Source organism: Micromonospora sp. NBS 11-29, assembly GCF_002140155.1.
GTDB lineage: Bacteria > Actinomycetota > Actinomycetes > Mycobacteriales > Micromonosporaceae > Micromonospora.
In genome coordinates this window covers 459,674-480,066 of record NZ_NAPR01000006.1, presented here as the reverse complement: position 1 = coordinate 480,066, position 20,393 = coordinate 459,674, and the positions used below count along the sequence as shown (strand labels likewise).

The following is a 20,393-nucleotide window of genomic DNA, read 5'->3' as shown; positions in this document are numbered from 1 at the left end:
TCTGCCACCCCAACATCACCAACGTGTACGACTACGGCGAGTCCGTCCAGGTCGGGCTGACCGTCCCATACGTGGTCATGGAGCTGGTGGACGGCGGCGCGCTCAGCAGCCGGCTCGGCCGTGACGGGCAGTTGCCCTGGCGGGAGGCGCTGACCATCGGCGCGGAGGTGGCTTCCGCGCTGGCCACCGCGCACGCCCGGGGTGTGGTGCACCGGGACGTGACGCCCGGCAACGTGATGCTCACCCCGACCGGGGTGAAGGTCGTCGACTTCGGCATCTCGGCGCTGGTGGGGGAGAGCGAGAAGGGGCCGGACGGCGCACTGCTCGGCACGCCCGCCTACCTGGCCCCGGAGCGCCTGGACAACGGGCACGTCTCGCCGGCCACCGACGTCTACGCGGTCGGCCTGCTGCTCTACCGCATGCTCACCGGGCGGCTGCCGTGGCAGGCCAGCACCACCACCCAGATGCTGCGCGCCCACATGTACCGCGACCCGGACCCGATGCCGCCGGTGCCGGGGCTCCCGCCGCAGATCGCCGACCTGGTCGCGCGTTGCCTGGCCAAGCGCCCCGAGGACCGCCCGCCCACCGCCGAGGTGGCCCGTACGCTCGCCGAGGCGGCCGGGCTCGCGGCGATCGTGCCGGTGTCGCCGGCGTTCGGCCGGTTCGACCCGGCGCTGGCGGAGAACGCGGACACCACGATCCTGCCCTGGTCGGCGGCGACGGACGCGCTGCCGTACTCGGCGATCCGCACCCGGACCCGGGGTGCGGTGGTGCGGCGACGGCGGGTGGAGGCCGGGGTGGCCGCCGTCGGCCTGCTCGCGGTCACCGCCACCCTGTGGGGGTTGACGTCGAAGAGCCCGGCCAGCGGCGGGGTGGAACCGACCGAGGCGCGGATGGGGCTGCCCGAGCCGGTGCCCTGCGCGGTCGACTACTCGCTGCGCCGGGACACCGGCAAGGACTTCTCGGCCGAGCTGACGCTGACCAACACCGGCACGCGGGACCTGCGCGACTGGACGATGAGCTTCAGTTTCCCCGGCAGGCAGGCGGTCACCGCCGCTCAACCGCCGGCACGCCAGGTGGGGCGCGACGTGTCGGTCGCGGCCCCGGCGGCGGCTGCGGCGCTGGCACCGGGCGCCTCGACGAAGCTGACGCTGAGCGGGCGGTACACCGGGAGCAACACGCTGCCGGTGGAGTTCAAGGTCGGCGGCAGCACCTGCGGCGTGCAGGTGTCCGGGATCGCCGGTTCGGTGCCGGTCACCGTCGCACCGCAGACCCGGACGCCGGTCAAGCCGGCCACCAGGACGGCACCGGCCAAGACGGCGCCGAGACCCAAGGCGGCGCCGAAGCCCAAGGCACCGCCGAAGCCGGCCAAGGCAAAGGGCAAGGAGAACGGCAAGGGAAAAGCACGGTGAAGCAGCCGAAGGGAGGTGGGCCCGGCAAGGCGAAAGGCAAGGGACCGAAGCGCTGACGCTCAGGTCAGCGCGGCGAAGTGTTGCACCTGGGTGATGCTGCCCTCCACGATGAGCACGCTGTCCGGCATCAGCACGGTGTCCGGGTCGGCGTAGCGGAACGGCTCGCCGGGCAGCTTCGCGCCGACCACCATCACCCCGTACCGCTCCCGTGGGGTCAGGTCCCGCAGCGGGCGTCCGACCAGCGGCGCGGGCACCCGTACCTTGGCGATCGCGAAGTCGTCGCCGAACTCGATGAAGTCGAGCAGCCGGCTGACGATCAGGTGCGCGACCCGCTCGCCGGTCTCCGCCTCCGGAAAGACCACATGGTGCGCGCCGACCGAGTGCAGGATCCGGGCGTGCTTGTCCGAGGTGGCCCGCGCCCAGATCTGCGGGATGCCCAGTTCGGTCAGGGCCAGCACGGTGAGCACGCTCGCCTCGACCGACGCGCCGATGGCGACCACCGCCCGGGGGAAGTCCGCCACGCCGAGCTGGCGCAGCACGACCTCCTCGGTGGCGTCCGCCTGCACCACCCGGTCCAGCTCCGCGGACCAGCGTTGGACCAGCCGCGGGTCGCGGTCGATGGCGAGGACCTCGTGGTCGAGCCGGGCCAGCGAGCCGGCGAGGTGGTGACCGAACCGACCCAGTCCGATCACGACCACCCCGCGCCCGTCCGAGTGTCTAGCCGACAATGGGTTGCTCCTCCGGGTAGCGGTACAAGCGTCGCCGGGTGTTCAACGCGATCGCCGACCCGAGAGTGAGCGGGCCGATCCGGCCGATGTACATGAGCGCGGTCAGCAGGTACTGACCGGGCGCCGGCAGTCGCGGGGCGAGGCCGACGGTGAGGCCGGTGGTGCTGAACGCGGAGGTGACCTCGAAGAGCGTGGCGTAGAAGGGCAGGCGTGTGGTCGTCGCGATCAGCCCGACCGTGCCGCCGGCCACCAGCGCGATGCTGAGCAGCGCGACCGTCAGGGCCTGCCGCTGGCTGGCCGTGGACACCCGGCGACGCCCGACCGTGGTGTCCGCCTCGCCGCGCAGTTCCGCCCAGATCGCGAACCCGAGCAGGAAGAACGTGGAGACCTTGATGCCGCCGGCGGTGCTGGCGCTGCCACCGCCGATGAACATCAGCCCGATGAGCATCGGATAGCTCTCCTCGCTGAGCCGGCCCACATGGATCACGTCGAAGCCGCCGGTGCGGCTCAACGCGATCTGGGCGAACGACGCCAGCACCTTGCCCGCCGCGTCGTAGGTGCCGATCGTGTACGGNTGCCCCAGACGGTCAGCTTGGTGGCGACCGCCCAGCGGGTCGGCTGCCGCCACTCGCGAACCGCCTCGAACAGCGCCGGGAAGCCGAGCCCGCCGACGATCGCGCCGAGGCTGAGCGGTAGCGCCACCCACGGGTCCCGGGCGAAGGCGACCAGCCCGTCGGAGTAGAGGGCGAAGCCGCCGTTGTTGAACGCCTGGACCGAGTGGAACACGGCCGACCAGAGCGCCCGACCGGGGCCGTAGTCGTAGGCCAGCCGGAGCCGCCCGGCGACCACGACCGTCATCAGGACCTCGGTGGCGAAGACCGTGGCCGCGATGCGCAGCAGCAGCCGGCGCAGGTCGCCGAGGCCGAACTCGGCGGTCTCGGCCTGCACGAGCAGCCGGTTGCGCAGGCCGAGCCGGCGGGAGACCACCAGGATCACCAGCGACGCGCCGGTCAGGATGCCGAGGCCGCCGAGCTGCGTGAGCACGGTGATCATCACGAGCCCGAAGTCGTTCCAGTAGTTCGGCGTGTCGGTGATCGCCATGCCGGTCACCGACACCGCCGACGTGGCGGTGAACAACGCGGTCACGAACGGGGTGTAGCGGTGCTCGCTGGTGGCCGAGGGCAGCATGAGCAGCCCGGTGCCGACCAGGATCACCACCAGGAACCCGAGCGGCACCAGCCGGACCGGCTTCCGGAGCAGGCTACGCACCAGGTCATCTTCCGTCCGGAGATTCACCCGGAGGTCAGGAACCGACCAACTGCCGGTCAACCACGCCCGGTCTGCTGTGCGTACCCCTCAACGACAGGAGACGGCGTTGCGACGTACCCTTTCCGCCCTCGGTGTGGCCGGCGCGCTGCTCGCGGCGGCGGCCGTGGTGGTGNCCAGCGACCGATCGTGATCGGTCACCGGGGCGCGAGCGGTTACCGCCCGGAGCACACCCTGGAGGCCTATCGGCTGGCCATCCGGCAGGGCGCCGACTTCATCGAGCCGGACCTGGTCCCGACCAGGGACGGCGTCCTGGTCGCGCGCCACGAGAACGAGATCTCGGGTACGACCGACGTGGCGGCCCACCCCGAGTTCGCGGCCCGCAAGGCGACGAAGACCATCGACGGGGTGACGGTCACCGGCTGGTTCACCGAGGACTTCACGCTGGCCGAGCTGAAGACGCTGCGGGCCAAGGAGCGGCTGCCCCTGGTGCGGGTGGCCAACACCGCGTTCGACGGCCGGTTCGAGATCCCCACCCTTCAGGAGGTCATCGACCTGGCCCGGACCGAGTCGAAGGCCCGGGGCCGGACCATCGGCGTCTACCCGGAGACGAAGCACCCCACCTACTTCGCCTCGATCGGGCGGGCGCTGGAGGAGCCGCTGGTCGCGGTGCTCCGCAGGAACCGGCTGACCCACCGCAACGACCCGGTCTTCATCCAGAGCTTCGAGACCGCCAACCTGCGCAAGCTCGACAAGATGATCGACGTACGGCTGGTGCAGCTCATGGACGCAGCCGGCGCGCCCTACGACTTCACCGCGGCCGGCGACAAGCGGACCTACGCCGACCTGGCCACCGCCGCCGGCCTGGCCTGGGTGTCCCGGTACGCCGACGGCGTCGGCCTGCACAAGAACCTGATCGTGCCCCGGGACGCCGCCGGCCGGCTGCTCGCCCCGACCACGGTGATCCGGGACGCGCACCGGCTGAAGCTGGTGGTGCACGCCTGGACGTTCCGGGCCGAGAACCAGTTCCTGCCGGCCGACTTCCGCATCGGCGCCGACCCGAACGCCCGAGGCGACATCACGTCGGAGTACGAGCTCTTCTTCGACCTGGGCCTGGACGGCGCGTTCAGCGACCACCCCGACACGGCGGTGNCGCGCCGGCCGCTGACGCCCGCCCCTCTCCCGGCACCGGCTCGTCGGGGTGCCCCGCGCCCGCCCGCGGTCGGGCGGTCGTGCCAGGACGGCTTCGTGCACCGGTTCGGCGAAGTGGCTGCTTCCCGGCGAGCTGATCCCGCCGTTTCGGCGATCTGGCGGGCGGCACCCTCGCCCGGCTCTTTTACCGCCGGCTGCCGGCAAGCGCGTGCCTCGCCGGATACGGCCCGGCTCGGTCGGCTGCGGGCGATCGGGACCGTCGCCCGTCGCTGCCGGGAAAGACCCTCCGTTGTGCTGCCTTTCGAGCTGATGTCAGAAACGACTCAGGCTGCGCGCTGGCTGTCGTCCGCTGCGAACGCCAGCTTCCCCGTGATCGCCTCGGAGGGCGGGATCGTCGAAGACCCGTGCGGGTCCGGCGGGCGAGTCATTGCTGATCTCAGCTCTAAAGGCGGTCAAGAGGAGAGTGCCGGCCGGTGACTAGGAACTTGAGGGCGAGGATGGATCGGCCCGGCGTGGGTCATCGACCCCGGCACCCGGGGCGGTTTGGCGTGACGAAGCCGGCGGGCATGGTCAGTTGGCCGGCGTGACCGGCTGGCCAGCCCGCTGGAGTGGGCCTTGAGGTGGGGGCGTGGCCGCTGCGCTGGGCGTGACCGGTGGTGGGCGTGCTGGAGTGGGCTTGAGGTGAGGGCGTGGACCGCTGGGCCGGCGTGACCACTCGGGTCCGCGTGATGGGGCGGGGTTTGAGGTGAGGGCGTGACCGCTGGGCCGGCGTGACCACTCGGGTCCGCGTGATGGCTGGTGGCGTGTTCAGGGGTGTTGGCGCAGGGCGGACGGGCTTGATGGCGTTCGCGCCCTCAAGTTCCTAGGCGGTCGGATGCCTACCGGGCTGGCGGCTCGGCGACGTAGGTGCCACGGCCGGGCTGACCGGTGATCAGCTCCCGATCGTGCAGCAGGGACAGTGCGCGTGAGGCCGTGTTCATGTGAACGCCGTATGCCTCGGCCAGTTCGCGGGTCGAGGGCAGCTTGTCGCCGGGCTTCAGCTCGCCGCTCTTGATCTTCGCGGTGAGTTCGTTGGCGATGTGACGGTATGGGGCTTCGGCTGTGGGCATGGTGAGGACTCCGGTTGGTTCGGCACGTCCGATCATGCCGGGCCTGCACCAGCATCTGCAACAACCTGACAGCCCGAAGTGGATGCTCGACCTACACAAACATTTTGGTTAGGCTGACCGTGTCCGGCTCCGGTTGGTTCGGCAAACCTCGGGGGCCGGGCCCGAAATGGGCTCCGGGGTCGTACCGCCGATCTGGGCTGCGGTCGCGGGGCCGGCGGCCCGTCCGCGTCCCCTGTCCGTGGACGGGCCGCCTCCACGGCTGGCGAGGAGGATCCGTGTACAACGTGCTCGACCTGTTCCGACCTTCGCGGCGACGACGCGGGAGGTGGTGCCCACCGGAGCCGTGCCGACCGCTCAGCGTCGGGCAGATCCGCGAGCGGCGGTTCCGCACCGTGCGCCGCGGGCTCGACCCGGTGGAGGTGCACGCGTTCCTCTATCGGGTGGCCGGTGACCTGGCACTGGCCCGGCGGGACGCGGCCCGGTGCGCCGAGGAGAACGCGCGCATCAGACGGGTGCTCAAAAACTGGCGCACGCCGGGGGCGTACCGGTGAGCCGGGAGCGGTTCGTCGTACACCTGCCGGTCCTCGCGGCCGACCTCGACGGCGCTCGCGGGTTCGCCCGGGCGATCTGCCGGGCGCTTGGCTTTCTGGCCGACGTCGAGCGGGCCGGAGTCACCGTGTCTCGGGAGGACGAGCAGTCCGTACAGCACTGGGTCTGGTGCGACCGGATGCTCGACGGTGGCCGGCGCTGCCGGCGGGCGGCCGACCACGACGGCGACTGCGGGTGAAGGTGACGATCGCTCAGCATCGGCAAAGCATTCCGAGAAACGGACAAAAGCCTCAATAATGACCTCGCCGTCTGCGACAAGGGCAGGCGCGGTACGGGGGTTTGTGCATGTCCATTCTCACGATGACTCGAACGCGACGTCGCTGGTGCGCGACCGCCGCGCTGACCCTGGTGGGCGGCCTGGTGCCGCTGGTCGGGCCGCAGGCGGCGACGCCGGCCCGGGCCGCCGACGCCAACAACGCGACGCTTGTCGTCAGCAAGGGCGGTGACCGCACCGGCGAACAGACCGTGGGGCCGCTGGCCGGCGCCACCTTCGACTTCTACGCGGGGGTCAGCGGCACGCGTCCCGGCCCGGGGGCGACCCCGGACGCGTCCTGCACCACCGACGCCACCGGCAGGTGCGCGGTCGACGTGCCGGGACGGACCGGCACGAACCAGGGCTACTGGATCGTCGAGCGCAGCGCGCCGAGCGGCTGGCGCGTCATCGACAGCCTGGTCACCGGCAACGGCGGCAACGCGCCGTACCAGTCCACGGTGTACAACGGGGTGTTCACCGGGGCGGTGGCCAACAATCAGACGTACACCTTCCCGGCGGTGACCACCGGTAACACCAACCGGACCGCGCGCGGCCCGGTGTGGGCCGACGAGCGGGACAACCCGCCGCTGCCCGCCTCGTGCGGCCTGCGCGTCGCACTGCTGATCGACGTGTCCGGGTCTATCACGCCCGACCTGCCCGTGGTGAAGAACGCCGCGAACGGCTTCGTCGACGCCCTGACCGGGACCCCGTCGGAGATCGGGCTCTACACGTTCGCCACGAACGCCAACGCGGTGCTCAACCCGGTCCCGGTCTCCGACCTGGCGGGCGCGAACACGGTCAAGGCCGCGATCAACGGCCTCACCTCCGGCGGCACCACCAACTGGGACCAGGGCCTGTGGCAGATCGCCAACGCGCCCTACGACTACGACGCCGTGATCGTCCTGACCGACGGCAACCCCACCGTGTACGGCCCGCCGCCGGCCCAGGGGTCCGGCAGCTTCACCCGGTTCGTGGAGGTGGAGAACGGGATCTTCTCCGCCAACGCGGTGAAGGCCCAGGGCACCCGGGTCGTCGCGGTCGGCGTGGGCGCCGGTGTCTCCGGCGCGCCGGACAACCTGGTCGCCATCTCCGGACCGGTCGCCGGATCGGACTACTTCCAGACCGACTACGACCAGCTCGCCGCCGTCTTCCGGGAACTCGCCCAGACGAACTGCCGGGGCACGGTCAGCGTGGTCAAGCTGGTGATCCCGCCGGGTGGCGGTGACCCGCAGCCGACCGGCGGTTGGACGATCTCGTCCAGCAGCACCGGCGTGACCCCGCCGAGCGCCGTCACCGACACCTCCACCGGCGCGGTCAGCCTCGCCGTCGACCTCGGCGGGCAGCCCAGCCGGGCGGTGGCGATCGCGGAGACGCCGCAGCCCGGGTACGCCCTGGTCCAGCAGGGCGGCCTGAACGCCACCTGCACCGCCAGCGGCCAGCCGGTGCTGGTGGCCAACCTCGGCGCCGCCGGGTTCAGCGTGAACGCGCTCGCCAACGACGCGGTGACCTGCACGATGCTCAACCAGGCCGAGCCCGAACCGGCGACGGTGGTGGTGAACAAGACCTGGGTGGTCAACGGGCAGACCGTCCCGGACCCGCAGCAGGACGTCTCCATCCAGGCCGCGCTGCTGCTGCCCGGCGTCGACCAGCCGGCCTGGGGCGTCGGGTACAGCACCTTCCGGGCGGGACAGTCGGTCGTCGTCGACGAGAAGATCACCGCGCTGCCGCCCGGCTGCAGCAACACGGCCAGCGGTGACCTCGGTGAGCAGACGCTCGCCGCCGGGACCAACACCTACCAGATCACCAACACGGTCACCTGCGAGACGAAGTTGATCCTCGCCAAGTCCGTGCAGAACCCGTACGGCGCGCCGGAGCCGCCGGCGACGGCGTGGGACCTGACCGCCCACGGGCCGAACGGGTTCACGGTGAAGAGCGGCGACCCGGCCCACCCGGTCGTCGAGGGCGCCGTCTACTCGCTCGGCGAGAGCACCGTCCCCGGTTTCACCCAGACCGTGGTGCCGGGCGCGGTGATCGAACCGCCGGCCACCGGTAGCTGGAGCTGCGGGGTCCGGGACCGCGCCGGGCCGGGGGTCAACCCCGACTTCGGCGGCGAGAACGGCCAGGTGGCCGTGCAGATCGGCCAGACGGTGGTCTGCACCGCGGTCAACCAGGCCGAACCGGCGCAACTGACCCTGGTCAAGCAGGTACGCAACACCCACGGCGGCACCGCCGTGCCAACCGACTGGGTGCTGAGCGCCACCCCGCCAACCGGTTCCGCCGCGCCGGTCACCGGCCGCAGCGGGGAGGCGGCGGTGACCAGGGCGGCGGTGAACCCGAACCTGGCCTACACGCTCGCCGAGAGCGACGGTCCGGCCGGGTACGAGCCGGTCGGCACGCCCACCTGCGTACTCACCGGCACGTCCACGCCCGTCGCGACGCCGGACAACGTGCTGACGCCGACGTTCGGGCAGGACCTCACCTGCACGTTCGTCAACGCCGACGTGGCGCCGCCACCGCCGACCACCGGCCGGGTCACGTTGGTCAAGGAGGTGGAGAACGACCACCACGGCACCGCGAAGCCCACGGACTGGGTGTTGAGCGCCACCCCGCCCTCGGGTTCCGGGGCGACCCCGGTCAGCGGGCGCAGCGGTGAGGCCGCGGTGACCGACGCCGAGGTGGTGGCCGGTGTGGCGTACGCCCTCAGCGAGAGCGGCGGGCCGGCCGGGTACAGGTTGGCCGCGCTGGGCTGCGTCTTCAACGACACGGGTGAGCCGGCGCCCACCCCGGGCAACGTGCTCACCCCGGCCGCGGGCCGCGCGTACACCTGCACGTTCACCAACCGGAAGGCGGAGAAGCCGTTCCCGCCCTTCCACCACGGCAAGCACCTGCCGGTGACCGGCATGAAGCTCACCGGGCTGATCGGTGGCGGCGCGCTCGCGGTGACGGCCGGTGTGGTGCTGACGGTCCTCGGCTGGCGGCGACGCCGGACGACGTGAGAGATGCGGGTCGGCCGGTGAGCGGCTGACCGTGGCGGCCCGGTGGGATTCCCCCGCCGGGCCGCCGCGCGTACACGCTCCGCGATGGTCCGGGCCGACATTCCGGCCGTGCCCCGCGTGGGGGAGCGGGCCACCCCGAGTCGGCGGAGTTACGTGGCGATGTCCGCGGCTGTAACGTGCGGCCATCCCGTCCCGAAGACTTGTGTGCGCCGACCACATAGCCCGTGCGTGACGTCACTTCTAGCGTGAGCCGACAACCGACAATCCTCCTGTCCTCACCTGGAGTCGCAATGACGATCCGGCACACGCGACGGGTGTTCCTTTCCGCCGCCACGATGATGGCGGCCACGCTGGCCGCCACGGCGTGTGGCAGCCCGCAGGACACCGCCTCCGGCGGCGGCGACGCCGCGCCGGTCAAGGTCGGCCTGGTCTACTCCCAGTCCGGGCCGCTGGCCAGCTACGGCAAGCAGTACATCGAGGGGTTCAAGGCCGGCCTCGACTTCGCCACCAAGGGCACCGGCAAGGTCGGCGACCGCACGATCGAGGTGGCCGAGGCCGACGACGCGGGCGACCCGGCCAAGGCCGTCTCCGCCGCCAAGGACCTGATCGGCAAGGGTACGAAGATCATCGCCGGGTCCACCTCCTCCGGTGTGGCGCTCCAGGTGGCCCCGATCGCCGCGCAGAACAAGGTGCTGTTCATCTCCGGTCCGGCCGCCACCGACGCGGTGACCGGCGCGAACAAGTACACGTTCCGCTCCGGCCGGCAGTCGTGGCAGGACGTCGTGACCGCCAAGTCGTTCATCGGCGACGCGGCCGGCAAGAAGGTCGTCGTCTTCGCCCAGGACGGCGCGTTCGGCGACGCGAACGAGGCCGCCGTCAAGGCCGTCATCGGCGGCGCGGGCGCCACCGTCAGCAGCGTCCGGGCGCCGGCCAGCGCCACCGAGTTCACCCCGTTCGCCAGCCAGATCAAGGCCGCCAAGCCAGACCTGCTCTTCGTCGCCTGGGCCGGCACCACGGCCGGCGCGATGTGGCAGACGCTCGACCAGCAGGGCGTGCTCGCCTCCACCACGGTCGTCACCGGCCTGGACATCCGCGCCTCCTGGGCGACGTTCGGCGCGGCCGGCAGCAAGATCTCGTTCCTGTCGCACTACTTCGACGGGGCCAGCGACACCGAGGCGGCCAAGGCCGCGAAGGCGAAGGTCACCGGCGGCACGCTCGACCTGTTCCACCCGGACGGGTTCGCCGCCGCGCAGATGGTCGTGCGCGCGGTGCAGGAGGGCGGCGACGACGTGGAGAAGATGATCACGGCGTTGGAGGGCTGGGAGTTCGAGGGCGTCAAGGGCACCATGAAGATCCGCGCCGAGGACCACGCCCTGCTCCAGCCGATGTACCAGGCCAAGCTCTCCGGCAGCGGCACCGCCTTCACCGCGACCGCGCAGAAGACGCTGACCGGTGACGAGAGCGCGCCGCCGGTCGCGCAGATGAAGGGCTGAGCCGTGCTCGCCACCCGCGGTCTGACCTGGCGGATCGGTGAGGTCGCCATCGTCGACTCCGTCTACCTCGATCTTCAGCCGGGGGAGTTCCTCGGCGTGATCGGGCCCAACGGCGCCGGCAAGACCTCCCTGTTCAACCTGATCACCGGCCTGCGCCGGCCCACCGAGGGCAAGGTCCTGCTGGACGGGGCGGACGTCACCACGCTCCCCCCGCACCGGCGGGCCCGGCTCGGCCTCGGGCGTACCTTCCAGGCGTCCTCGGTCTTCGGTTCGCTGACGGTGCGGGAGAACGTCCGGCTCGCCGTACAGGCGCACCGGGGNCGGGCGGCGGCCGACCGGGAGGTGGCCGCCGCCGCCGACGCGGCGCTCGACCGGGTCGGCCTGCACCACCGGGGTACGGCGCTCGCCGGCACCCTGGCCCACGGCGAGAAACGCAAGCTGGAGATCGCCCTGCTGCTCGCCGGGGAACCCCGGGTGATGCTGCTGGACGAGCCGATGGCCGGGGTGAGCGCCGAGGACGTGCCGGAACTGGTCCGCGTGATCAAGTCGTTGACCGGGGACAGCGGCCGGTCGGTGCTCATGGTGGAACACCACATGGACGTGATCCTGGAGCTGGCCGACCGGATCGCCGTGATGCACCACGGCGCGCTGCTGGCCTGCGACACCCCGGACACGGTGATGGCGAACGCCACCGTGCAGGAGGCGTACCTGGGGGAGGCCCTCTGATGGTGGAACCTGTCCTGTCCGTGGCGGACCTGTCCGTGCGGATCGCCGGGCTGCACATCCTCCAGGGCGTGTCGTTCGAAGTGGCGCCGACCGGAGTCACCGTGCTGCTCGGGCGCAACGGCGTCGGCAAGACCACGACGTTGCGGGCGATCGTCGGGCTGACCCCGCGCAACGGCGAGGTACGCGGCACCGTGCGGATGGGCGCGCAGAGCCTGCTCGCCCGCCCCACGCACCGGCTGGTCCGCGGCGGCCTCGGCTACGTGCCGGAGGACCGCTGCGTCTTCGCCGGCCTCACCGTCGCGGAGAACCTGCGACTGGCCGAACGGCGGGGCACGACCCCGGCGTACGACAAGGTCTTCTCGCTCTTCCCGGAGCTGGACCGGCGCGGACGGCAACGGGCCGGTTCGCTCTCCGGCGGGCAGCAGCAGATGCTCGCGATCGGCCGGGTGCTGCTCAACGACAACCGGCTGCTGCTGGTCGACGAGCCGACCAAGGGGTTGGCGCCGAAGGTGGTGACCGAGGTGGCCGAGGTGCTGGAACGGGTCGCGGAGTCCGTGCCGGTGCTGCTGGTCGAGCAGAACCTGGCGGTGGTGCGGCGACTGGCGACCGACGCGGTGGTGCTCTCCGCCGGCCGGGTCGCCTGGACCGGCGACGCCCGCGAACTGCTGCTGGAGACCGCGCTCACCAAGTCGCTGCTGGGTGTGGGCGCTGCGGAGGTGCACTCATGAACACGGTGGTTTTGCTGACGCTGACCGGGCTCGGCCTGGCGGCGCTCTACTTCCTCGTCGCCTCCGGCCTGTCCCTGGTCTTCGGCCTCGCCGACGTGCTCAACTTCGCGCACGGGCTGTTCCTCGGCGTCGGCGCGTACGCGACCTGGTGGGCGGCCGGCAACCTGCCCGGCGCCGGGTCCGACGGGCTCGGCTTCGTGGTGGCGGTGCTCTTCGGGGTGCTCGCCGGCTCGCTGGTCGCGGTGCTGGTCGAGCTGGTGCTGATCCGGCCGCTCTACTCCCGCACCATCGAACAGGTGCTGGTCACCGTCGGCCTGTCGCTGGCCGGCGTGGCGCTGCTCCAGGCCACCTGGGGTGCGGACCCGCGACCGTTCCCGCGCCCCGACTGGAGCCGGAACGTGACCTCGGTGCTCGGCGCGCAGGTGCCCAACGCCGGGCTGCTGCTGATCGTCGCCGCCGTGGTGGTGCTCGGCGCGCTGCTGGCGTTCCTGCGCTGGACCCGGTACGGCCTGGTGATCCGGGCGGGCGTGGAGAACCGGGAGATGGTGACCGCGCTCGGCATCGACGTGCGCAAGGCGTTCACGCTGGTCTTCGCGATCGGCGGGGCCGCCGCCGCGCTGGCCGGCGCGCTCGGCGGCGTCTACTTCGGCACCGTCTCGCCCGGTCAGGGCGGCTCACTGCTGATCTTCGCGTTCATCGTGGTGGTGATCGGCGGGATGGGCTCGGTGGTCGGGTCCGCGTACGCGGCGGTAGCGGTGGGGCTGCTGCAACAGTTCGTCAACTACTACGGCACGTCCGGGCTGGGTGACCTGTGCGTGGTCGGTCTCCTCGCCGTGGTGCTGCTGCTGCGTCCGCAGGGCCTGGCCGGAAAGGTGGCTCACGCATGACCAACTCGGTGGTCGACGCGCCCCCGGCGCAGGTGCCCGACGAGCTGACCCCCGGGCGCTCCCGCTGGCACGGGTTGCGTCCGTTCCTGCCGCTGGTCGCGCTGGTGGTGGCGGCGGTTCTGCCCTACTCGACGCTGAACCTGCCGGGGATCTTCGAGGGGCCGCTGAACTCGCCCGGCACGCTGCAACTGCTCGCCATCTGCCTGGTCTTCGGCGGCCTCGCGGCCGGCTACGACCTGCTGTTCGGGCGCACCGGCATGCTCTCCTTCGGGCACGCGCTCTACTTCGCCGCCGGCGTGTACGGCACCGACATCCTGGTCACCAAGGCCGGGCTGCCGCTGTGGCAGGCCGCCGTGCTGACCGTGCTCGGCGGCACCACGCTCGCCGCGCTGCTCGGCGCGGTGGCGCTGCGCACCGTGGGCATCGCGTTCGCCATGGTGACGCTGGCGTTCGCGCAGGTCGGGGCGATCCTGGTGGCCCGGGACTTCGGCGGCCTCACCGGCGGCGAGGAGGGGCTGCCGCTGGACGTGTCCGGGCTGCCGTCGGCGCTGGTCGGCGTCACGAACACGGTGAACCTCTACTGGCTGGCGTTGGCGTACCTGGCGCTGGTGGTCCTGGTGGTGCACCGGGTCAGCGGCTCGCCGACCGGGCGGGTGCTGGCCGGGCTGCGCGACGACGAGCGGCGGATCGGGGTGCTCGGCCTCGACCCGTACCGGTTCAAGCTGGTCGCGTTCACGCTGGCCGGCGGCCTGGCCAGCGCCGGTGGCGTGGTCTACGTGCTGATCGTCGGCGGCGCCAGCCCGCACATCACCTCGTCGGAGCTGACGCTGTCGCTGCTGGTCATGGTGGTGCTCGGCGGCCCCGGCACCCGCTGGGGCCCGGTCCTGGGCGGCGTCCTCTACATGTACCTGGACCACCGCCTCACCGCGTTCGGCACCAGCGACGCGGTCAACAGCCTCCCCGCCTTCCTCAGCCACCCCCTGAGCCAGCCCCTCTTCGTCCTGGGCACCGTCTTCATCCTGGCGGTCTACTTCTTCCCAGGCGGCCTGGCCAGCCTGAGATCCCGCCTGACCCCCCTCGGGACCGCGCTGCGCCCGCGCCCCTGACCCCGTCGATCATGAAGTTGGCGGCACGACACGCCGGAACCGGCGCCGTCAACTTCATGATCGACAGGGTGGGGGGTTGGGGCTGGTAGAAATGCGGGATGAGGCGGGAGCGGGTGGGGGTTCGGGAGCGGGCCGAGGCGGTGCTGCGGCGGCTCGCCGGTGAGCACGCCCGGCTGCGTGAGGACCAGTGGCTCGCCATCGAGGCGCTGGTGGTCGACCGGCGGCGGGTGCTCTGCGTGCAACGCACCGGGTGGGGCAAGTCGGCCGTCTACTTCGTGGCCACCGCGCTGCTGCGGTCCGGCGGCGGGCACGGGCCGACGGTGATCGTGTCGCCGCTGCTGGCGCTGATGCGCAACCAGGTCGACGCCGCCGCCCGCGCCGGCATCCGAGCCCGCACCATCAACTCGGCCAACCTCGACGAGTGGGACGCGATCACCGCCGAGATCCACGCCGGGGCGGTCGACGTGCTGCTGATCAGCCCGGAACGCCTCAACAACCCGGACTTCCGCGACGGCGTGCTGCCGAAGCTCGCCGCCACCACCGGGCTGCTGGTGGTGGACGAGGCACACTGCGTCTCCGACTGGGGGCACGACTTCCGGCCCGACTACCGGCGGCTGCGCACGTTCCTGGCCAACCTGCCCGAGCGCACGCCGGTGCTCGCCACCACCGCCACCGCCAACGCCCGGGTCACGCAGGACGTCGCCGAGCAACTCGGCGACGCGCTGGTGCTGCGCGGCACGCTCGACCGGGAGTCGCTGCGCCTCGGCGTACTCGACCTGTCGAGCCCGGCCCACCGGCTGGCCTGGCTGGCCGACCACCTGGACCGGCTGCCCGGCTCCGGGATCGTCTACACGCTCACCGTGGCCGCGGCCACCGAGACGGCCGAGTTCCTGCGCGGCCGGGGCTGGTCCGTGGCGTCCTACACCGGGCAGGCCGAGGACGCCGACCGGCGGGCCGCCGAACAGGACCTGCTCGACAACAAGATCAAGGCACTGGTCGCCACCAGCGCGCTCGGCATGGGCTTCGACAAGCCCGACCTCGGCTTCGTGGTGCACCTCGGCGCGCCGCCGTCACCGATCGCCTACTACCAGCAGGTCGGCCGCGCCGGCCGGGCCGTCGAGCACGCCGAGGTGCTGCTCCTGCCGGGCGTCGAGGACGCGGCGATCTGGCGCTACTTCGCCTCGCTCGCCTTCCCGCCGGAGGAACAGGTCCGCACCGTGCTCGCCGCGCTGCACACCGACCGGCCGATCTCCACCCAGGCCCTCGAACCGGTCGTCGACCTGCGCCGGGCCCGGCTGGAGCTGATGCTGAAGGTGCTCGACGTGGACGGCGCGGTCCGCCGGGTACGCGGCGGCTGGCTCGCCACCGGCGAACCCTGGACCTACGACGAGGCCCGGTTACGGCGCGTCGCCGACGCCCGCGCCGCCGAGCAGCGGGCCATGCTCCAGTACGCGGCCACCACCGGCTGCCGGATGCGCTACCTGCGGGAAGGGCTCGACGACACCGGGGCGCAGGACTGCGGCCGGTGCGACAACTGCGCCGGGCCGCTGTTCGACGCCGAGGTCTCCGTCGAGGCGCTGACCGCCGCGCAGACGTTCCTCGGGCGTCCCGGCGTCGAGATCGCGCCGAAGAAGCTCTGGCCGACCGGGTTGGACGCGGTCGGCGTACCCCTGAAAGGGCGGATCCCCCCGGCGGAGCAGGCGTTGCCCGGACGGGCCGTGGGCCGCCTCTCCGACCTGGGGTGGGGTGCGCGGTTGCGCGGCCTGGTCGGGCCGGACGCGCCGGACGGCCCGGTGCCCGACGACGTGACGGCGGCCGTGGTCGAGGTGCTGAAAGCGTGGGCGCACGGCGACGACCCGTGGCCGCGTCGCCCGGCCGGCGTGGTCGCGGTCGGCTCCCGGACCCGCCCGGCGCTGGTCGCGTCGCTGGCCGAACGGATCGCCGCGGTCGGCCGGCTGCCGCTGCTCGGCGTGGTGGTCCCGACCGGTCCGGCCGGCGCCGGTGGGCCGCGCGGCAACAGTGCCCAGCGGGTACGCGCACTGCACGGCGCCTTCCACCTGCCCGACGAGCTGACCGACGCGCTGCCGGCGCTGGACGGCCCGGTGCTGCTCGTCGACGACCTGGTCGACTCGGGCTGGACGATGAGCATGGTGGCCCGCCTGCTGCGCCGTGCCGGCGCACCCGACGTCCTGCCGCTCGCACTCGCCGTGGTGTAAGGAGGGGCACCTTGTTAACGCCTCCGGTATAGGAAGGGCCCCCGCTTAACACCTCCCGGCCGCGCGGCGGCTGCGAGCGGCACCACCGTCGGTGCGGGGGGCGTCGGCGCGCGGGTCGGCCGGCGGTACCGTGGGGCCATGACCGAGCAGCGACCCGTCGTTCAGACGTACACCGTGACCGGGATGACCTGCGAGCACTGCGTCCGGGCGGTGACCGAGGAACTGTCCGCCCTGCCGGGCGTCGACGAGGTCCGCATCGACCTGGCCCAGGGGACGGCCACGGTCACCAGCGACGCCCCGCTGCCGGTCGAGTCCGTCCGGGCCGCCGTCGACGAGGCGGGCTACGAGCTGGCCGGCGGCGGTGCCTGAGTCACCGCCCGTGCCGCCCGGTGCCCGCGTCGCCCCCGTCGACGTGGCGCGCTCCGACGACGCGCCATCGCGCTCCGAGGGGTCGGCCCCGTACTCCGGGGGGTTCACTCCTGGCGGTGACGCGGTGGACGGTGCCGCCCGCGGGACGGCCCCGGCCGGGCCCGTCGCGGTGGACCGGGAGACGCTGCGGCTGGCCCTGGTGGTCGGCGGCCTGGTGCTGGCCGTACTGCTCGGCTTCGGGCTCGGCCGGCTGAACCCGCCCGCGAACCCCACCGGCCCGGCCGCCGGCACGGCCCCGGCCGGCGGTGACCACTCCCACGCGCCCGGCACCGGTGCGCACACGCACGACGGGGCCACGGTCACCCAGGGCGGGGGCGACGGTGCGACCGGCCTGTCGATCAGCTCGGCCGGCTACACGCTGGTGCCGCCCGCCGGGGACCTCTCCGCCGGCCGCGCCGGTGAGTTGCGGTTCCAGATCCGCGACGACCAGCGCCGGGCGGTCACCCGGTTCGCCGTCGTGCACGACAAGCCGATGCACGTGATCGTGGTGCGCCGCGACCTCACCGGCTACCGGCACCTGCACCCCACGATGTCCGCCGACGGCACCTGGTCGGTGCCGCTGATGCCGTCCGACCCGGGCTCCTGGCGGATGTACGCGGACTTCACCGCGGTCGCCGACGACGGCCGGCAGGTCGCCACCGTGCTCGGCGCCGACCTGGCCGTGCCCGGCGGGTACGCGCCCCGGCCACTGCCCGCCCCGGCCACCTCGGCCATGGTCGACGGCTTCACCGCCGCGTACACCGGCACGCCGGAGGTGGGACGGGCGGTGCCGCTGCGGTTCCGGGTCACCGGGGCGGCCGGCGCGGCCGCGCCGCTGGAGCCCTACCTCGGCGCGTACGGTCATCTGGTCGCTCTGCGTGAGGGTGACCTCGGCTACCTGCACGTCCATCCGGAGCCGGCGCCCGACGGCGACGCGGTGACGTTCTGGGTGACCGCGCCCGGGCCGGGTCGCTACCGGATGTTCCTGGACTTCCAGGTCGGCGGCGTGGTGCGGACCGCGGAGTTCACCCTGAGCGTGGCGTGACCCACCGGCGGCGCTTCTCCACCGGCCCGGCGTCTTCTCACCCGGCCCGGCGGACCGGCCGGCGGGCCAGGTAGCGCAGCAGGTCGCGAATGTGGTGCTTCTCCTCGGCCGGGACGTTCGGGTCGGCGAGCCGTTCCAGGATCACCCGCACGTCGGCCTCGACCGGGCCGTCCTCGGCGGCACGCCGACGGGGCACCGGCCCGGCGTCGGGCAGTCCCAGCGCGCGGAACGCGGCCGCCACCGGCAGGTCGAGGGCGGCGCAGAAGCCGCGTACCTTGGCCAGCTCGGGATAGTCCTGCCAGTCGCCGGCCAGCCAGCGGAACACGGTGGAACGGCCGACGCCGGTGTGGGTGGCGAGGTCGGTCACCGTCCAACCGCGGTCCTCGCGGGCGTCGTCGATGGCCCGTCGCACGAAGCGCGCGAAGGCCATCTGTGGCGAAACCTCTGCGGAGCCCATCCTGTCGGATCTGTCCTCTTCCGCCGGTGCGCCCGGCTCTGCGCCCCGAGCCTAGTACGCGAGCGCGGAGAAGTAACCGACTGATCGGACGGAAAGGTCCCGTCGGCGGGACTCGCGAGGCGTGAACACTCGTGAAGGGTCAACTAAGCTGGTCGAACCCTCCCCGGCAGCGACGACAGAGGAGCAGCATGGCCGAGCCGGACCGCCCCGTCCCGCACCGACCCGGCGCGGTGAGCCTCTTCTTCGTGGCCAAGGCCGGCGTGTTCGCACTCGGCTTCTGGATCTGGCTGCTGGTGCTGGCGGTTCGGGGAGACCCGGCGACGGGCGTGCACCTGATCGCCGCGACCGGAGCGGTCTGCACCACACTGGTCGGCGTGGTGCTGGGCGCGCGGATGGCCTTGCAACACAACGCCGCCGTTCGGCACGCCGAGGTCAAGCGACTGCTCGTCGACATCTCCTGGAACGCCTTCGCCGCCGCCGGCAACGCCGACCAGCCGGCCAAGGTGGTCCCGTTCCCGACCCCGCAGGATGGCGAGCGGGTGTCGGCGTTCGACCGGGGCGACCGCAACCGGGGCGAGCGCCGCCGCTAGCTCTCGGCCAGCAGGGTCTCCAACCGGGGTGTGACGCCCCACCCGTCGACCAGCTCGCGATACTCGGTCCGCTGGCCCTCGGTCGGTGCGCCCGCCGTGCGNCCTCGGTGCGGTAGCCGTGCAGCCGGAGCAGGCCCGCCCGCAGCGCGTCGGTGAGGACGTCCGCGAACCGCTCGCGCAGGATGCCCTGCCGGGTCAGCAACTCGTACGGCTCCGGTGCGGGCCGGGTCCGGAGCTGCGCGGCCAGGTCGTGGTGGCAGCACGGGGCGGCGAGCACCCATCGTGCGCCCCAGCGCACCGCCCGGGCCAGCGCCTCGTCGGTCGCGGTGTCGCAGGCGTGCAGGGCCAGTACCAGGTCCGGAGCCGGGTCGACCGGCGCCTCGGCGATCGTGCCGGCCACGAAGCTCACCCGGTCGGCCCAGCCCAGCCGCTCGGCCAGCTCGGTGTTGCGGCGGCGCTGGTCCTCGCGTACGTCCACCCCGACCAGCGTCACGTCCAGACCGCGCCGGCTGAGGTAACGGTGGGCGGCGAAGGTCAGGTACGCGTTTCCGCAGCCCAGGTCCACCACGCGCAGTGGGCCGGTGAGATCGTCGGGCAGCGTCGCCGCCAGGGCGCGGAGGAACGCGTCCACCTGGCGGCGCTTGGCCGCCGAACCGCCGATCTCGGCGAACAGCGGATCGCCCGGGTCGAGCAGCCAGTCCTTGGCCCGGTCGTGCCCACCCGGCTCGGCGGCCGGACGGCTGGCCGCGGCGCGGTGCACCTGCGCCTCGCCGGACTTGGTCACCCGGAGCTGGAGCGTGGTGTCCGCGGTCTCCACATGCCAGTTGCCGAACGGCTCGGCGAGCAACTCGTCGACGGCCGCGCCGGCCTCCGTGCCCGGGGCGAGGTTGCGGGTGTGCGGCCGGGCCCCGTCGGAGGTGGCGATCTGAAGCCGTGCGCCGCCCTTGAGGGTGACCGGGCGCAGCTCCGCCCGGACCATCGAGGGACGCTGCCCACGCCTGCGTCCGGCAGCCACCGCCCGGGTCAGGCCCGGGCCGAGCAGCAGCCCCCGCACCTCCCGCAGCGCCGCCTCCAACGCTTCCGGCATTCTCCTACCTTTCCTGCTCTCCCCGCCCACCCCGGTCCGCCCCCGGGCGCGCTGGGTCCGCTTCGTTGATCATGAAGTTGACGGCCGGCGGATCGGCGTGTCGCGCGGCTAAGTTCATGATCGTC

17 protein-coding genes and 2 pseudogenes are annotated in these 20,393 nt (G+C 72.8%); 14 read left to right on the top strand and 5 right to left on the bottom strand.

Translation table 11 applies throughout. The features are described from left to right. Positions 1-1,412: serine/threonine-protein kinase (locus B1205_RS09975; protein ID WP_254909818.1), on the top strand; the 1,412-nt coding region annotated here is incomplete at its 5' end. Positions 1,413-1,471: 59 nt separating this feature from the next. On the opposite strand, the gene B1205_RS09970 is transcribed toward B1205_RS09975, so the two are convergent. Further along, positions 1,472-2,140, bottom strand: a complete 669-nt coding sequence (locus B1205_RS09970; protein WP_089155316.1) for a potassium channel family protein — start codon at positions 2,138-2,140, stop codon at positions 1,472-1,474. Then, positions 2,130-3,409, bottom strand: a pseudogene (locus B1205_RS09965) (TrkH family potassium uptake protein). The gene B1205_RS09970 and the pseudogene B1205_RS09965 overlap by 11 nt, the downstream one beginning before the upstream one ends. Between B1205_RS09965 and B1205_RS33330 the strand changes: the two are divergent. Beyond that, complete coding sequence (locus B1205_RS33330) at positions 3,302-5,035, top strand: glycerophosphodiester phosphodiesterase (RefSeq protein ID WP_441338461.1); 1,734 nt, start codon at positions 3,302-3,304, stop codon at positions 5,033-5,035. The pseudogene B1205_RS09965 and the gene B1205_RS33330 sit on opposite strands and share 108 nt — an antisense overlap. A 401-nt stretch (positions 5,036-5,436) precedes the next feature. On the opposite strand, the gene B1205_RS09955 is transcribed toward B1205_RS33330, so the two are convergent. Beyond that, on the bottom strand, positions 5,437-5,667 hold the full coding sequence (locus tag B1205_RS09955) for a GntR family transcriptional regulator (RefSeq protein ID WP_089155315.1): 231 nt from the start codon (positions 5,665-5,667) through the stop codon (positions 5,437-5,439). 275 nt (positions 5,668-5,942) lie between these two features. Between B1205_RS09955 and B1205_RS09950 the strand changes: the two genes are divergently transcribed. The 11 genes from B1205_RS09950 (at position 5,943) to B1205_RS09900 (ending at position 18,134) form a co-directional block, all read left to right on the top strand. Further along, positions 5,943-6,218 (top strand): DivIVA domain-containing protein, encoded by a 276-nt coding sequence (locus B1205_RS09950; RefSeq protein ID WP_089155314.1) that lies wholly within the window; start codon positions 5,943-5,945, stop codon positions 6,216-6,218. Then, on the top strand, positions 6,215-6,454 hold the full coding sequence (locus B1205_RS09945) for a hypothetical protein (protein ID WP_089155313.1): 240 nt from the start codon (positions 6,215-6,217) through the stop codon (positions 6,452-6,454). Before B1205_RS09950 ends, B1205_RS09945 begins: the two co-directional genes overlap by 4 nt. A gap of 107 nt (positions 6,455-6,561) precedes the next feature. Further along, positions 6,562-9,525, top strand: a complete 2,964-nt coding sequence (locus B1205_RS09940; RefSeq protein ID WP_254909817.1) for a VWA domain-containing protein — start codon at positions 6,562-6,564, stop codon at positions 9,523-9,525. A gap of 290 nt (positions 9,526-9,815) precedes the next feature. After that, positions 9,816-11,018, top strand: a complete 1,203-nt coding sequence (locus tag B1205_RS09935) for a substrate-binding domain-containing protein (protein WP_089155311.1) — start codon at positions 9,816-9,818, stop codon at positions 11,016-11,018. Between the two features lie 3 nt (positions 11,019-11,021). After that, complete coding sequence (locus B1205_RS09930) at positions 11,022-11,744, top strand: ABC transporter ATP-binding protein (RefSeq protein WP_089155310.1); 723 nt, start codon at positions 11,022-11,024, stop codon at positions 11,742-11,744. Further along, positions 11,744-12,472: an ABC transporter ATP-binding protein gene (locus B1205_RS09925; RefSeq protein ID WP_089155309.1), complete on the top strand. Its 729-nt coding sequence runs from the start codon at positions 11,744-11,746 to the stop codon at positions 12,470-12,472. The genes B1205_RS09930 and B1205_RS09925 overlap by 1 nt, the downstream gene beginning before the upstream one ends. Further along, positions 12,469-13,359, top strand: a complete 891-nt coding sequence (locus B1205_RS09920) for a branched-chain amino acid ABC transporter permease (protein WP_089155308.1) — start codon at positions 12,469-12,471, stop codon at positions 13,357-13,359. The genes B1205_RS09925 and B1205_RS09920 overlap by 4 nt, the downstream gene beginning before the upstream one ends. After that, positions 13,356-14,465: a branched-chain amino acid ABC transporter permease gene (locus B1205_RS09915; protein ID WP_089155307.1), complete on the top strand. Its 1,110-nt coding sequence runs from the start codon at positions 13,356-13,358 to the stop codon at positions 14,463-14,465. Before B1205_RS09920 ends, B1205_RS09915 begins: the two co-directional genes overlap by 4 nt. Positions 14,466-14,563: 98 nt before the next feature. Beyond that, on the top strand, positions 14,564-16,681 hold the full coding sequence (locus B1205_RS09910) for a RecQ family ATP-dependent DNA helicase (RefSeq protein WP_089155306.1): 2,118 nt from the start codon (positions 14,564-14,566) through the stop codon (positions 16,679-16,681). A 138-nt stretch (positions 16,682-16,819) separates the two neighbouring features. Then, positions 16,820-17,050, top strand: coding sequence for a heavy-metal-associated domain-containing protein (locus B1205_RS09905; RefSeq protein WP_089155305.1), 231 nt, complete (start codon positions 16,820-16,822; stop codon positions 17,048-17,050). Positions 17,051-17,174: 124 nt separating this feature from the next. Then, positions 17,175-18,134: a hypothetical protein gene (locus B1205_RS09900; protein ID WP_089155304.1), complete on the top strand. Its 960-nt coding sequence runs from the start codon at positions 17,175-17,177 to the stop codon at positions 18,132-18,134. Positions 18,135-18,171: 37 nt separating this feature from the next. Here B1205_RS09900 and B1205_RS09895 read toward each other — a convergent pair whose 3' ends face one another. After that, the gene (locus B1205_RS09895; RefSeq protein ID WP_089155303.1) at positions 18,172-18,591 is read right to left on the bottom strand and encodes a helix-turn-helix domain-containing protein; all 420 of its coding nucleotides are present in this window, start codon (positions 18,589-18,591) and stop codon (positions 18,172-18,174) included. 188 nt (positions 18,592-18,779) lie between these two features. Between B1205_RS09895 and B1205_RS09890 the strand changes: the two genes are divergently transcribed. Next, positions 18,780-19,181, top strand: a complete 402-nt coding sequence (locus B1205_RS09890) for a hypothetical protein (protein ID WP_089155302.1) — start codon at positions 18,780-18,782, stop codon at positions 19,179-19,181. Here B1205_RS09890 and B1205_RS09885 read toward each other — a convergent pair. Next, a pseudogene (locus B1205_RS09885) lies at positions 19,178-20,268 on the bottom strand (class I SAM-dependent methyltransferase). The gene B1205_RS09890 and the pseudogene B1205_RS09885 sit on opposite strands and share 4 nt — an antisense overlap. Positions 20,269-20,393: the final 125 nt, after the last annotated feature.